A 14309-nucleotide genomic window follows, 5' to 3' on the forward strand; every position below is an offset into this window, starting at 1 on the left:
CCAGTACAATCAACGGTCTTTGGGCAGCATGAAACATCATCGGTGAGTTTGGCCTGATGCTGCTTTCTAATTGGTTTATTTATATTTTTGTTGTTTGCGTGATGTAATTCATGCTTCACGTTATAACTGGCAGAAGCCGCAGGTTGTATGTGTGCAGCTGCTTTTTCAAACTGTGCAAAGAGCAGCAGACTGGATATAAGCAGAAAAATTAAAGCAGCAAGTCGCAAACGCATACCTTAGGCATTAAGTTACTATGAGGTCTGCATAGCTTAGCCTGCAATTACCTTTGATGCAACAAATTGCGGGCCAAACTAGGCTGCATTAACAAGCCGAGTGGGCTGAGCAGAACATTGTAATGCGGTAAATAAAGACATTTCCAACAGCCGCAGTGTTTCTTCTGAACCAACATTTGAAAATGGCATATCAAAACAAGAGCGCTCTGTTTTGTAGTCATTCGTCCCAGTGCTTGTTGTGAAATAAGCAACCTTGCCTGAATTTTGTGAGCGTTTGTCTGCACTTTCAATTGCTAACAAGTGCGATACAACGGAACCGTCTTGAGATAGGTCGAGTATGACGTCGGGATAATGGCTGTAATGGCACTGCAAGTGCGTAGCGTAACTATCATCTATGAGAGAGCTGCTGTCAGATACGATCAAAATCTCAACGTCTTCTATCAGGCGATCGAAATTACTTTCAAAAGTGTAGGGAAGATCGTCACGCACACTACTATGAGTATAGATTATTTCGCAGTTAAAGCTGTCTAATAAACGCGCGAGCGCCTCACTAGTGGCACCCATACTCGCAAAACCAACACGTTTGCGCCGTAAGCGGGAAAGCACACGCGAGTTATAAGAGCCACGATGATAACACTCCAATAGCAATAGCAAAGCACTTTCAGCAAAATCGGCAAGCGTATCGCGGCGCAAATCAATAACTTGTATGCCCTGCAAGGTTTCAGGTGCAATTATTTGCCTATCATTAGGACAAGCAACAACAATTAATTTTAATTTCTTTAGCCCTTCAACCAGCTCACCTACAATCGGGTAACCGCATAGATTAATAATGATTTCAGCGCTATGCTTGTATTTCTCGAGTGTATTACTTAGTTCAGAAATAGAGTTTATGAAGACGCAGTCAAAGTTACTTTGCAGCGTGCGGCAGACAGTTTCCGGCTGATAAAGGCAACCACTTGTCGCAAAGATCAAAGCCGTAGGTCTGTCCATCTTGTTCCCTTTCCTGTAATCTGTTATGGTATCGATAACATAAAGCCAACATACTATCTATTTCACAGCTGTCAATAAGCACTAATGCAATAGGAGATTACAAATAAGTAAGTTACAAATCATATGACTAAATAAAAATACTATGCAATTATAGGATGCGAAGGTGCTTCCACAAAAAACACTATTTATAATAATGGGTGTCAGTGGTTCTGGTAAAACAACTCTGGCGAAAAAACTAGAAGAAATAATGAACCTTCGGTTTATCGAAGGTGATGACTTGCACCCGGAAAGTAATGTTAAAAAAATGTCTCAAGGTTATGCCTTGAGTGATGAAGACAGATACCCTTGGCTTAAAAATATAATTAAGAGAGCCAATGAGGAAGAGCAATGTATCGTTACATGCTCAGCACTGAAAGAAAAATACCGCTTATATCTGAGGGATAATATTGAGCATTCTGTGTTGTTTATATGCCTTGAGGGAGAGCGTGACCTGATTTCTAAGCGCTTGCAAAACCGAGAGGGGCATTTCATGCCGGGCAGTCTACTAACAAGCCAATATGAGGCTTATGAGCCCCCGTTAAACGAACCAGATACGATTTTGCTAAATGCGCATAGCCCAGTTGAAGATAATGTCCAACAAGCAATTGCTTGGATAAGAGCCAATAAAGAAGAATAGAAGGAAGATAAAATGAGCACTAAACAAAATGTAGCCGTTATCGGTGCGGGTATCATGGGCACGGCAATAAGCACGCGTTTGTTGGAAATGGGTCATGCTGTGATGGTTTTTGACCTCGACACTGCGAAAGTAGAAAGTCTGGTTTCCAAAGGAGCTAAAGCTGCAAGCTCTGTTGCGAAAGCTGTGCAAGACAATGACTATGTAATTCTCAGTCTTAATCATGCCAATATTGTGCGGGCCGTTGTGCTTGGTGAAGATGGTGTGGCAGCAAATGGCAGCGCAGAAAAATTGCTGATTGATATGTCTTCAATTGATCCAGTTGACACTGTAGACATTGCGACAAAACTGAATGATGCCTGCCAGATGAAATGGGTAGATTGCCCACTCTCAGGCGGTGCACCTGGTGCTCTTTCGGGTAAACTAACAGTCATGGCTGGTGGCGATCAGGAAGATTTCGCACGCGCAAAAGCGGTGATGGATGATCTATGCGCAAACTTCACCCTCATGGGCCCGAATGGCGCAGGGCAAACGACTAAGCTTATAAACCAACTCTTTTGCGCGGTTATTTTCCAAAGCTTGGCAGAAGCTGTGAAGGTGGCAGAAGCAGGAGGCGTTGACCCTAAGCTCATTCCGCAAGCATTGGCGGGTGGACGTGCTGATTCAAATCTCCTTCAAGAGTTTATGGTAAAATTCGCGGAGCGCGATTATACCCCGACAGGCCGTATTGGTAACATGCTGAAAGACCTTGATGCCCTACAAGCATTTACGATGAAAACCAAAACGCCAACGCCAATGACAGGGCAGGTAGTTGAGATCCACCGCTTGCTCGTGGCGGCAGGTCTTGGCGATAAAGATACTGTCGAAATGATAAAACTGCTTGATGGCCAAGCAAGCTAACCAATAAAAGGCAGCGCGCAGGTAAATCGCAGCTGCCTTCTATCATGAAATGAGTGGAATAATAATATGATCACGCGGCGAGCTTTTTTTGAAGGCAAGATAAAACAAGGGTGCGAAGAACTGTTTTATCAAGAGGTAAAAGAGAATTTGCTACCTGTCTGGCAGTCGATGCCCAACGTGCTTGATGTGCGCATTCACCGTATAGAAGCGGTTGATGACGGTGCTCCGCAAATATTCTTCATGCAAGAAATTGATTATCCATCTCATGAAGCAATGCAAGAAGCCATGCAATCGCCCAAGCGCGAACTTGCAAAGGCAGCTCATGAAAAAATCATGCGCCTATATGATGGTCGCCATTTTCATATAATTGCACACTGCTATAATTAACAGATAAATTGCCGCGTCCGAACATCAAGGACACGGCATGGTGTGCTAATCTAGCTGTGGTATTGGCCTACTTAGGCTCGTGCATAAATACTTCAAAGCCCTCGAAATGTGGGCCTTCTAAGTACATATGCGGGCGCTTGTCAGCGTTTTTATGTGCCTCAGCGAATTGTTGGGACTTAGTCCAACCAACAAATGCCTCATAAGATTCAAATAATGTTTGCGAAGCGTATAGGCTGCATTCTTCTGTTTTGGGACCGCGTAGCATCTTGAATTCAATAAAACCAGGTACGGTGCTAAGGCGACGCTCCCTGTTTTGCCAAACATTCTCAAACTCTTCTTCATTGCCAGGCACAACACGAAAACGGTTCATGGCGATATACATACAAACAATCCTATTGACTTACTGAGCGATGCCAAGGCGATTTTTAAATTTTGCCAGACTTTGTTTCCACTAGGATAAACATCAACTCATTTGGGCTTGTTAGCTGGCTGACCGAAAAGGGCTTGCTGGCTGCGATTGACAACCTTGCATTTGAGGATGAAAGGTGTTGACGTTCTAAATAAATATGAATATGAAAGTCAACATATATATGCAATTATGTATGTATTATCTCCTACAGCACACCAGAGAAGCCGAAAGCCACTCTGATGCGCTTGATTGTCAAGCGTTTCATACAAAGAGGGCCATTGTGTTTTTAGCGGCTAAACCATCTAGAGCAATTAGTTTGTTAGTATTTATACTAAGTGTGATATTGTCAAGCTTTGCAATGGCAAATGAACAAAGTAAGCGGATTATAACTCTAGGCTCTTCAATAACTGAGATTGTTTTTGCGCTAGGAGCGCAGGAGAGGATTGCAGCCGTAGATTCTACGAGTAGATATCCCTCTAAGGCTACGAAATTGCCAAATGTCGGCTACTTTAGGGCTTTAAACGCCGAGGGCGTAATGGCACTTTCACCCGATTTAATCATCCTCCAAGAGGGATCAGGTCCAGAACCTGTGCTGGATGTACTAAGGGCGTCAGGCATTAAAATGGTTGAGGTCAAGGACGAGTTCACAACAGAAGGTGTGATTGCCAAAATAAAACAGATAGGAGCCGCGCTACAGCTATCGCAAGAAGCCACTCGTTTAGCTGCAAAGGTAGAGAACGATTTTGCCGCCACTAAAAGTGCGATAGAGCTTAACAATCAAGAAGAGAAGCCGACAGTTCTCTACATCATTTCTACAATGAACGGAAATATTGTTGCTGCAGGCAATAATACATCTGCTAATGCCATGATTAAAATGGCAGGTGGTACGAATGTATTTGGCGGTATAGACGGCTATAAACCTGTCAATGCAGAAGCTATTATTGAGGCCGCACCACAAATTATTGTCGCTATGGGTCGTCATGGCAAAGTAAGCGTTGAAACGCTTATGGCAACGCCACAGCTAAAGCGCACACCGGCTGTCATGAACAAAAAAGTTTATGTGATGGGTGGTGCTTACCTATTAGGTTTTGGCCCGCGTGCACCACAAGCTCTAGAAGATTTACATAGGCTTATTTATGCAAAGTAAATTAGCTGTATGCGTGCTTATCTGTGTTCTGGGTGGCGCCATCGTCACCTCTATCGCGATAGGTCCGGGGCAAGTTAATATCCTGCAAGCTCTCGACATTATTTTAAATGCTACCAAGCAAAAAATCGGTTTACTCGCACCTAGTGAAAGCGCAGCTATCTCGACAGCTCACATCATTATTATGGAAATCAGATTACCGCGTATTCTGCTCGCAGGCGTAGTGGGGTCAATGCTTGCGGTTGCCGGTGCAATGATGCAAGGGTTATTTAGAAACCCGTTGGCGGACCCAGGCTTGATTGGCGTATCTTCAGGTTCAGCTATGTTTGCTGTATTGGCAATAGTGTTGGGTCCTATGCTGACAGCCCATTGGCCTGCTGATTTGCAAATACTGGTCTTACCGCTTTCGGCTTTTGTGGGCGGTCTTGCAACAACGTTTCTTCTTTACAAAATTGCCACCCGTCAGGGCCAAACTTCTATTGCCACCATGTTGTTGGCTGGCATAGCTTTGGCTGCGCTCACATCCGCTGTAACGGGCACAATGCTGTTTTATAGCACTGATGAACAAATGCGTGACATAACCTATTGGACCATGGGGAGTTTGTCTGGTGCCACGTGGTTGAAACTGGCGATTGTTACCCCAGTTTTGCTCGTTATGGTTTTAAGCCTCCATAAGCTTGCATTTGGGTTAAACGCCTTTGTTTTGGGTGAGGCCGAAGCCTACTACTTGGGTGTGAATACCCAACGCTTGAAGTACTCGATTATGATACTTGTATCCGTCTCAGTTGGCGTGGCTGTTTCAGTTTCCGGCATTATTGGCTTTGTCGGTATCGTTGTGCCTCATGTCCTGCGTCTTGCTGTGGGGGCTGACCATCGTACATTGCTGCCCTTCTCGGCGCTTTTAGGTGCTATAGTCCTCATGAGCGCAGATACCCTAGCAAGAACGCTGGTTGCTCCTGCCGAGCTTCCTATAGGCATTATTACAGCCCTAATTGGTGCACCTGTCTTCCTATCAATCCTTTTAAATCGTCGAACCCTATTGGATCTGTAAGGAGGCACGATGCTAGAAGCAAGAAACCTGTCATTTTCAGTGGGGCCTACCCAGCTCATCAATTCAATCAGCTTTCGAGCAGCTGCGGGCGAATTTACGGTTATCGTAGGGCCAAACGGCGCAGGAAAATCAACATTGCTGCGTTGCCTAAGTGGTGAGTTGACGCCAACAGGTGGCAATATTGTTATGCACGGCAAAGACCTAAAGCATTACCAGCCACAAGAGTTGGCCGTGCACCGTGCGGTGTTATCGCAATCCTCACAATTATCTTTCCCTTTCAAAGTGCATGAAATTGCAATGCTTGGCGTTAAAGCAAGTCAACTTGCTTTATCCAAGGAAGAAGCGAACCAGCGCATAGCAAAAGCACTTTCTCAAGTTGGCTTGCAAGGTTATGAGCACCGATACTACCAAAGCCTTTCAGGGGGGGAGCAACAGCGCACCCACATGGCGCGTGTGCTCTGCCAAATTTGGCAACCTGTTACGCAACATGGCCCTGCTTGTTTACTTCTGGACGAACCCACAGCAAGTTTGGATTTGCGCTATCAAATATCCCTATTAGACCTTGCAAAAAGCTATGCGAGGAAAGGAGGATGCGTGGTGGCGGTTCTCCATGAACTGGATTTAGTCAAAGCCTATGCCGATCAAGTGTATATGCTAAAACAAGGGGAGCTTTTTAAGGCGGGCGATCCCCATGCGGCTTTGCACCAGGATGTGTTGATGGATGGTTTTGAGCTGGATCAGCGCATGCTCAATTTGAAGTGGGGCACACAAATGCTGGAGCCGCGTGCGCATTAAAGCTACTTAGCTTTATCTGCGATCAAGGCTTTGATTGGTTTGCGCGATACGCTTGCGAAACAACTCTGCCACTTTGTTTTTCAAAATACGATATTCGCTAATTCCCTGGAGTTCGGGAGTATAAGAAAGCCATATTTCTCGGGTAGCTACTGGCAAAGAGCTGATACGCTGTAAAGGCTCAAACTCGGCGATCCATGAAGGCAATACAGCAATAGCGCGACCAGAGTTGGCATAGTGCAACACGCCAAAACCGCGATTTGCCACATAACGTTCGTTCACTCCCGCTAGAGTTTTCGAGGTCACATGTCCCCCTTGTTGCTCGGGCCGTGTATCCCCAAACCCAGCCCAGTCTAATTTGCACCAGTTTTTAGAGCTGTGTGCTTCAGGGTGCTTTTCTAAAAAAGCAGGGCTGGCATATACATGCATTGGCGCAGTCCCCAGTTTGACGACAATCATATTCTCTTCTTGGGGTGGGTGGCTGTGAACCATCATATCGGCTTCTTTACGCGATAATCGATAGTTTTCGAAAGACGCTAACAACTCAATTTGCAAGGGGCTATTTTCCGCAATCATCAAAGGTAACTGTTGGGAAAGAAAATAGAGCCCCAGCTCACCACAGTTAATGCGTAACGGCCGTAAGCTTTGGGCTGGTTGCGTATTTTCTGCAATGCGTTCAAATTCACTGGCACAGGTAAGCATACTTTGCGCGACACGTGCCAATTCTTTGCCTTCTGCTGTTAGGCGGTAGCCATTTTGATGACGGGTGAACAGCCGTAGTTGCAAATCATCTTCAAGGCGAGAAATTTGCCGTCCAATAGTTGGTTGTGAGCTACCTAAGCTTAGTGCCGCCGCACTCAAACTGCCGGTTTCGGATACTGCTAGAAAAACTCGGATCAACTGCCAGTCGGAAAGCCCTTTATTCATAAATGAATAATAGCAGTCACAATCATTCATTCCAATACAAACTATTGCAGCATAATCATTGGCCATTCTTAAAACAGCAATTAAATGCTTTTAGGGGGGGAGACCCATGCTCACATTTTTAATGACTAAAGTTTTTTCATTCTCAAAGAACCAGCGTAAAAAAGAGCCTACGAAAAACAAGCGGATGCGCCTTGCCGGGAATAAGCAAGAATGGCCCACTTGGCTGAATGATGATATTACTCTGGACCAGCCAAACCAAGTGGACGAGCGGGTAAAAAATAAAAAAGCTGCGACAAATCAAGAGCCAATACTAGAGCAAAGCTCGCATGTGGTTATCCCAGCGCGAACCCGCACTTAAACTAAGTAGCTCTGGCGCGTTTGATGGGTTGTCACTATAGCGTATTGCGCCGCGCCCATTGGAAATGAGAAAAACGTTTTCATCTATGGGCGCAATCCCGCAGCCATCAGAAATCGATTGAGCACCTAAATATGTTTTTTTGAGCACATCAAAATACAGGACCTTTCCCCCTCGTGGACAAGAAAAGGCAACGCAACTACTTTCGTTGTTAACTGTGACACTGCCAACGTAATTCTGCAAACTGTTGCTCACAGAACTAGGCAAATCAAATAGCTGCGCTTCTTCGTGTATGCCAAAACGGGCAATCAAAGGTGGGCGCTCTTCGGGTGCGCCTTGATATTGTGCACCCACCCAAAGGCCTCCGCTATTATCTTCGTCCATATGGCGCAAGCTGAGTTGGTGTAGGTCTGCGCTTAGCTGGTGTTTTACTTGTAAATCTCCGTTTTGCGGATCGATATAGGCTATTGAAGGCTGCATATGCGCCAGGTTGAGTTTGTCGCGGCCATGTTCAGGGTGGGTTTCAATGCCTCCATTGGCGACAATTAGGCTGCGGCCATTTTTCGAAAACAGGATCTCGTGCGGTCCAACGCCATAACTATCAAACTCACCAATGCGCTGAGGAGCAGCACCGCTAATATCATAAACTCCGATAACACCGCGTGCTTGGGTGAAATCATTTTCTGCTGCGTATAATAAGCGTCCATCAGGAGAAAAGCACCCATGCCCGTAGAAATGACGGTTGGAAGCACTGTGAAAAGTGAATGGCAGATCAGGTTGGTTCAAATCAATAACAACGGCAAATGTGTCCGGACGCCTTGCAAAAGCGACCAACTTACGTGTGTTCGGATCATACGCCACCCCATGACCGCGTGAGGGTAATGGATAAGAGGCTACCTCACTACCGTAATCGGTTAATATGGCTATGCTATAGCTGCCATTTTCTTGTTTACGGGCACTGGCAAACAAAAGAGCATCAGGCTCGTCCAGAAGTAATTGCGCGAGCGTCTCGGCCCGCACACTGGAAGCACCAATCAATAAACTTGCGCTACTACCAGCAAGGCCAGCTAAGAATTCGCGGCGTGAAATTGCAAGCAAGGCTTAATCCCCATCTAGCGAGTTAAAGCCACCGGCAAGCCCTAGATAACCGGCAAGAGTTGTGGCCATAGTTTCGCGTAGGCTACCAATAACAATATTTAGATAAACGAGCTGTTTGCGTTCGTTCGCATCCTTTGCAGCCATTTTAAAAGAGCTTTTGAGCTTTGCCAGTGTCTTCACACCATTTTGAGTTTCAAAACGTAGAGAATCGGCAACCCACGCCTGCTCATCAGTCAACTGGTTGAGAAAACCACTTGTGGTTAAGGCGCTCTGTATGGCTTCAAGGCTGGTGCTTAAATACAAAACTGAGTTGTGGCTGCGGGCAAAGGGAGCTTTATATGCTGTGTTTTTACGCGCCGACTTGCCAATAGCGGGAAGGACAATTTGATCCTTGTTCACTATCAGTGCTGTTATCAGTGCATTAAAAATCGCTTCAGCTGCTTCTTGATGGCTTTTCAAGTTTGGTTTTTGTGCATCAGGCTCAAGTAGTTGTAGCCGGTATCCTTTCGGATTTTGCCACTCTTTTTCGAGCTCTGTTGCACTGACGACTAAGCGCGTGCCGATAGCTTGGGCAAAGGAGCATCGAAACGGAGCATCCGTTGCCGTTTTGCCCAGTATCAACGCTCCATCCTTGTCGAATGCGATTTTCTCTAATGTCCCCATTCCTTGCAGGGCAACACTTTTGCGTGCAAGTCTTTCGGCTGTGGTGACAGAGCTGTCTTGCTTGGCGAAAACTTTGTTCAACTGCCGCTGTGTAACGCCGCGCTTGTCTGGAAAGAAGTTAATCCGCTGGGCAAGACTGTTATTGTTAAGCGGCCCAAGGCGCAAAAAGTCCACACGCGCCAATGCAGCAACTGTCGAGGAAAACTGCGTTCGAAATGCCTGCTGATGTGCGCTCGAATTTTGTTGGCAAAGTTGGGCGATGGTATCGTCCAGCTTTATGGCTGATTGGCTAAATGCCGCCACTTGCGGGTCTACATAGTTTTCTATGAACTGGTGGCCATAAGCATTAAAATGATTTTCAGCATGGCTTTGCTGCGTCCAAAGTGAAGTTATGATGGCAAGAAAAGCGGTAATATGACGGCATTTAATCATTTATAAAGACTCCAAAAAAGCTATGAGTTTTTTGCGCTCATCTGGGCTCATCTCGATAACTTTCTGCTTGGCTTGTTCTGCCTCGCCCCCATGCCACAAAACGGCTTCAAGAAGGTTACGTGCCCGTCCATCATGTAAGAAAAAGCTATGTTTATTGACGGTTTTTGTGAGGCCAATGCCCCAAAGTGGTGGTGTTTTCCACTCATAACCATCAGCCGTGCCTACAGGGCGGTGGTCAGCAAGCCCCTCGCCCATGTTATGCAAGAGCAAATCCGTATAAGGCCAAATAAGCTGAAACTGTTTGCTTTTGTCCGCCGCAGACCGGCTGGTGACAAACTTGGGGCGATGGCAAGAAATGCACCCGGTTTCATAAAACAACTTCTTACCCGCAAGAACATTTGGCTGGTTCACATCACGCCTTGCTGGCACCGCAAGGTTTTCAGAGTAAAAAGTCACAAGCTCCATTACAGGGTCAGGTGCCTCGGTATCACCCAATCGTGGCTGTACACCTGTTGGCATTTGCAAACAGGCAGCTTGTTTTTCTGTACAATCGCCATAATGGTTCGGTACATCTGGGCTGGAAATGCCAATATCGCCGGCAAAGGCACCGGCAGACTGAGCGCGAACAGTTGGATTACTTGCTTTCCAACCATAACGGCCAATTAATGTATACCCACTCTTATGGTCTTTGATTAACGATAAGCGGCCGGAAATACCATCGCCATCTTCATCATCAGGGTCCGCTTGAGCCCGTAAATCCTCATCCGCAATAGCTTCAAGCAGACCAAGACCAATCATCGGCGGGGCAACGCGGGGCGAAATTTGTGTGTCTTTGTGCAAAGGGCCATAAGCGAGTTTGTCGATGCTGTAACTGGGCTTTCTCAGATAAACAGTCTCACCGCCATTCAGCTTTACAGGCACTTCCTCGTAGGAAATGACCATTGAGCCTTCCCCGTCAACACCTGGTACGCCAAAGTTTTGTAACTGCCCACCATATGTTGGCTCAGGCAAACTCATCAACTCACCACGAGCCATTTTCTCAAGCTGTTCGTCAGTTTGTGGTGCTATCGATAAACGCAAGAACATTGATACGGCACGTTCACCTTGTGCAGGCGGGTGACCGCGGCCATCTTTTAAATGGCAGCCTTGACAAGAACGAGCGTTATAAAGCGGGCCTAAGCCATCGGATGCTTGTGTTGAGGAGGGTGAGGAAACCCAAAGCTTCCTGAAAATTCCATTGCCAACACGAAAACGCTGCTGGTCTTCAAAACCAATGTTTGCGCTTGGGTGGGAAAAAGCATCGCGATTAACTTTTTTAAGCGAGGTAGCAGCTCCACCTTGCATGCGTTCAAAGGCTTCGGGTTTAGAAAAGTCTTCAGTGTATTGGAGTACACGTTCCACTTTCACCTTATCCTCAGCGCTAAGGTCTGTGCGATGAGTTACACTCACACCAGAAGCAGCAAAACCCGCTGCTGTACTAGCAAACAGGCCTAAGGTGGTTGTGGCGATAGCGACTGTGCGCTTGGCTCTACCAAATATCATCATTTTATAAACACATAGTCTAGAGGAGATAAAAGCCCCTGCGTGCAGGGGCTTTCTTGCTTATTCAAATACGGCTGAAGGGTTGTCCAAGCTGTCAGAGCCTTCAAAGGCGATTTTTTCCAGTTTCAGAGTTTTCACAGCGCGTTGAATAGACGCTGTTTGATCAACCAGTGCATCAATCGCATCTTGAACAACTTTATTGCCCTCAGTATTACCCTCGCCAATCATTTGGTCGTAGGCTTCCACATTGGCAGCGCGCTCGTTCATCACTTCGAATTTTGCAACTGTCAAATCAAGCTTGGCGGCGAGTTCGTCAGCAATTGCTGGGTCCTGTGCTTTAACGAGATCATAGAGTGAAGACCCCTTCACTTCACTGCCATCAATACGGGTGTAACCGCCCTTGTAAACATTACGTATACCCAGTGCATCGTTGTAATGAGACAGGTGTGTATTGTCAGAAAAACAATCATGCTCTTCTTCTGGGTCATGCAGCATTAGGCCAAGCTTCATGCGTTCCCCGGCAAGTTCACCGTAAGAGAGCGACCCCATACCGGTTAGGATTGTAGCAAGTGCGCCATTTTCACCTTTAGCGGCCAACTCTTGGCGTGCTGCGCCATTTGGCTGCCAAGCTGCAACCATGTCTTTAAGATCTTTTAAAAGAAGCTCGGTAGCTGCTTTTAAGTATGCTGCCCGGCGCTCACAGTTTCCGCCACTGCAGTTTTTACCGTCAAAGTCGCTAGCAGGGCGGTTACCCGCTCCTTTGCCAGTACCGTTCAAATCCTGCCCCCACAGCATGAATTCGATTGCATGGTAACCAGTTGCCACGTTGGCTTCAATTTCACCTGCTTCCTGCAGGCTTTCTAATAATTCGGCGGTAATTTGTGTTGCGTCAATTTCCTCACCAGCCACAGATAGCTTCTTGTTGGCGACAACATTGGCAACAAAATAAGGATTTTCTTCAGACTCTGTGCCATAGGAAGCATCGACGTAATCAATCAGGCCCTCATCCAGCGGCCATGCGTTCACTTTGCCTTCCCAATCATCAACAATGGCGTTACCGAAGCGGTACACTTCTGTTTGCTGGTAAGGGTTACGTGCTGCGACCCATGCCTCACGTGCAGCCTTTAAGTTGGCTTCAGTTGGTTGAGCGAGGAATTGATCAATAACTGACGATAGTTTTTGTGCTGAAACCAATGAATCTTCATAGCCAGCCTGAGCAATATCGCCATATGTGGCAATAACTTCCGTAGGTGTAGCGGCAAAAGCGGCCTGTGATAAGCAACAAGCAGCGGCTGCTACCATGAGACTGTTTTTAATGCGAGACATGCTGGCTCCAATGATTGACCAAACTAAATAAAAATCCCAATAGGAATTTCCCTGTTTTGGTCGTAATTGCAGCGTTAAGTCAATTGCTTAGCGATTATTAGAAAGTCAACACTAGCATATAATAATGACAATCATTCGCAATACTTTGAAATAACATGACTAATTAGCTCAAGATAATATGGCAAATTATGTGGATAACTTGAGCTATCAGGTCAGGTTATTTCGAATCAATCATCGTCAGTTTCGTCATCGTCGCTCGTTACAGCGTCTACAGCACCGCCTACGACGGCACCACCAACCTTAGCTGTCGTACTAACAGCCGTTGCTGCTACAGAAACAGTTGCATCGGCAACGGAAAGAACAGCGCACGAGGTTAGAAGCAAATTGCTTACTAAAAAAAGTATGGTGACAGTTATTTTACGCATTCATAGCCCCAAGAATAATCGGGAATACGAATAAATTAATTATCTGGCCCAAAACAAGCTAAAATTATTGTTGCAATAGTTATGCACACTTATCAGCTTTGCTTAGGAGCAATAAATAACCTGGTTGCTTAATTCGTTAAGTAATTTCCCAAAACGGCCATTGGGCTTGCAGTCACAAACTATTGTAGTAACTTCATTTAGATAGCCACCACGTACATGTGCTTGGCGGCCAAATTTACTCTGATCTACAACGAGGATTGATTGACGGCAATTCTTTACAATGGCTTGGCGCGCAGCAACCTCATCCTCATGGAAGTCGAGAAGAGTTCCATCGCTATCGATGCCAGCAACACCAATAATGCCTATGTCAAATTTATAGCCATTAAAAAAATCTTCTGCCTTAGTGCCCAGAATATCTGCATCGCCATGCCTTAAACGACCACCAGCTATTGTAACCTCAGAAAGAGGGTTTCGTAGCGCTGCCATTGCAACATTCATATTATTTGTAAAAAAGCGAAGGTTTCTATGATTGATAAGTGCTTTTGCAACAATTTCAGGTGTGGTGCCAATTGAAAAGGCAAGGCTGGCACCTTCAGGAGTTAAATGAGCCACTTTTTGCGCAATAAGATGTTTGGCCTGCGGATTTAAAATTCGCCTTGCAGCATAGCTAATATTATTTTGTAAAACGGCTTCCTCGGCCCCACCATGAACGCGGCGTAATAATCCCAATTGGCATAATACATTGATATCACGGCGAATTGTCTGCGTGGTCAGCTCATAAGCTTTTGCAAGCTCGTCTACGCCGACAAAACCTGTTGAACGAACCTTGTTTAAAATACTGGTTTGCCGTTCGCTTAATTGAGTGTCCACCATAATCCTGCAACTTTACGCAATGATTTTAAAGTGAACACCTATCCAGTTCATATGAAACTAATGTGATATGTTTTTGCTGAGCACGTCTA

At 45.8% G+C, this 14309-nt stretch carries 16 protein-coding genes; 7 read left to right on the forward strand and 9 right to left on the reverse strand.

Translation table 11 applies throughout. The features are described 5' to 3' along the window. Positions 1–311: 311 nt before the first annotated feature. Entirely contained in the window at positions 312–1223 is a 912-nt protein-coding gene (locus AYK67_RS07980) for a Rossmann-fold NAD(P)-binding domain-containing protein (protein ID WP_068084666.1), read from the reverse strand. A 163-nt stretch (positions 1224–1386) separates the two neighbouring features. On the opposite strand from AYK67_RS07980, the gene AYK67_RS07985 reads away from it, so the two are divergent. From AYK67_RS07985 to AYK67_RS07995, 3 genes are all read left to right on the forward strand, one after another. Next, on the forward strand, positions 1387–1899 hold the full coding sequence (locus tag AYK67_RS07985) for a gluconokinase (protein WP_156453087.1): 513 nt from the start codon (positions 1387–1389) through the stop codon (positions 1897–1899). 12 nt (positions 1900–1911) lie between these two features. Beyond that, on the forward strand, positions 1912–2796 hold the full coding sequence (locus tag AYK67_RS07990; RefSeq protein WP_068084668.1) for an NAD(P)-dependent oxidoreductase: 885 nt from the start codon (positions 1912–1914) through the stop codon (positions 2794–2796). A 66-nt stretch (positions 2797–2862) separates the two neighbouring features. Then, positions 2863–3183: an EthD domain-containing protein gene (locus tag AYK67_RS07995; protein WP_068084671.1), complete on the forward strand. Its 321-nt coding sequence runs from the start codon at positions 2863–2865 to the stop codon at positions 3181–3183. Between the two features lie 67 nt (positions 3184–3250). On the opposite strand, the gene hmuQ is transcribed toward AYK67_RS07995, so the two are convergent. Continuing rightward, on the reverse strand, positions 3251–3565 hold the full coding sequence (hmuQ, locus tag AYK67_RS08000; RefSeq protein ID WP_068084674.1) for a heme-degrading protein HmuQ: 315 nt from the start codon (positions 3563–3565) through the stop codon (positions 3251–3253). Positions 3566–3950: 385 nt separating this feature from the next. Between hmuQ and AYK67_RS08005 the strand changes: the two genes are divergently transcribed. Genes AYK67_RS08005 through AYK67_RS08015 form a run of 3 tightly spaced genes read left to right on the forward strand, consistent with a single transcriptional unit; the run spans position 3951 to position 6582 of the window. Beyond that, positions 3951–4739: a heme/hemin ABC transporter substrate-binding protein gene (locus AYK67_RS08005; protein ID WP_162265093.1), complete on the forward strand. Its 789-nt coding sequence runs from the start codon at positions 3951–3953 to the stop codon at positions 4737–4739. Next, positions 4729–5787, forward strand: coding sequence for a FecCD family ABC transporter permease (locus AYK67_RS08010; protein WP_068084679.1), 1059 nt, complete (start codon positions 4729–4731; stop codon positions 5785–5787). The genes AYK67_RS08005 and AYK67_RS08010 overlap by 11 nt, the downstream gene beginning before the upstream one ends. Positions 5788–5796: 9 nt before the next feature. Continuing rightward, the gene (locus tag AYK67_RS08015; protein WP_068084680.1) at positions 5797–6582 is read left to right on the forward strand and encodes a heme ABC transporter ATP-binding protein; all 786 of its coding nucleotides are present in this window, start codon (positions 5797–5799) and stop codon (positions 6580–6582) included. Positions 6583–6594: 12 nt separating this feature from the next. Here the strand turns inward: AYK67_RS08015 and AYK67_RS08020 are convergent, their stop codons facing one another. Next, complete coding sequence (locus AYK67_RS08020; protein ID WP_068084683.1) at positions 6595–7572, reverse strand: LysR family transcriptional regulator; 978 nt, start codon at positions 7570–7572, stop codon at positions 6595–6597. Positions 7573–7612: 40 nt separating this feature from the next. Between AYK67_RS08020 and AYK67_RS08025 the strand changes: the two genes are divergently transcribed. Beyond that, positions 7613–7864 (forward strand): hypothetical protein, encoded by a 252-nt coding sequence (locus tag AYK67_RS08025; RefSeq protein WP_068084686.1) that lies wholly within the window; start codon positions 7613–7615, stop codon positions 7862–7864. Here the strand turns inward: AYK67_RS08025 and AYK67_RS08030 are convergent. From AYK67_RS08030 to AYK67_RS08055, 6 genes are all read right to left on the reverse strand, one after another. Continuing rightward, a complete protein-coding gene (locus AYK67_RS08030; protein WP_068084688.1) occupies positions 7817–8959 on the reverse strand; it encodes a DUF1513 domain-containing protein in 1143 nt (380 codons plus the stop codon). The two genes, AYK67_RS08025 and AYK67_RS08030, sit on opposite strands and share 48 nt — an antisense overlap. A gap of 3 nt (positions 8960–8962) precedes the next feature. Continuing rightward, a complete protein-coding gene (locus tag AYK67_RS08035; RefSeq protein WP_068084689.1) occupies positions 8963–10054 on the reverse strand; it encodes an imelysin family protein in 1092 nt (363 codons plus the stop codon). Beyond that, positions 10055–11596 carry a di-heme oxidoreductase family protein gene (locus AYK67_RS08040; RefSeq protein ID WP_068085343.1) on the reverse strand — a complete coding sequence of 514 codons (1542 nt, stop codon included), beginning with the start codon at positions 11594–11596 and terminating at the stop codon, positions 10055–10057. 60 nt (positions 11597–11656) lie between these two features. Further along, positions 11657–12922: an imelysin family protein gene (locus AYK67_RS08045; RefSeq protein ID WP_068084692.1), complete on the reverse strand. Its 1266-nt coding sequence runs from the start codon at positions 12920–12922 to the stop codon at positions 11657–11659. Between the two features lie 227 nt (positions 12923–13149). Beyond that, a complete protein-coding gene (locus AYK67_RS08050; protein ID WP_068084694.1) occupies positions 13150–13347 on the reverse strand; it encodes a hypothetical protein in 198 nt (65 codons plus the stop codon). A gap of 102 nt (positions 13348–13449) precedes the next feature. Further along, positions 13450–14220 (reverse strand): DeoR/GlpR family DNA-binding transcription regulator, encoded by a 771-nt coding sequence (locus AYK67_RS08055; protein WP_068084695.1) that lies wholly within the window; start codon positions 14218–14220, stop codon positions 13450–13452. Between the last annotated feature and the right edge of the window lie 89 nt (positions 14221–14309).

It is taken from the genome of Polycladidibacter stylochi, assembly GCF_001562055.1.
Taxonomy (GTDB): domain Bacteria; phylum Pseudomonadota; class Alphaproteobacteria; order Rhizobiales; family Stappiaceae; genus Pseudovibrio; species Pseudovibrio stylochi.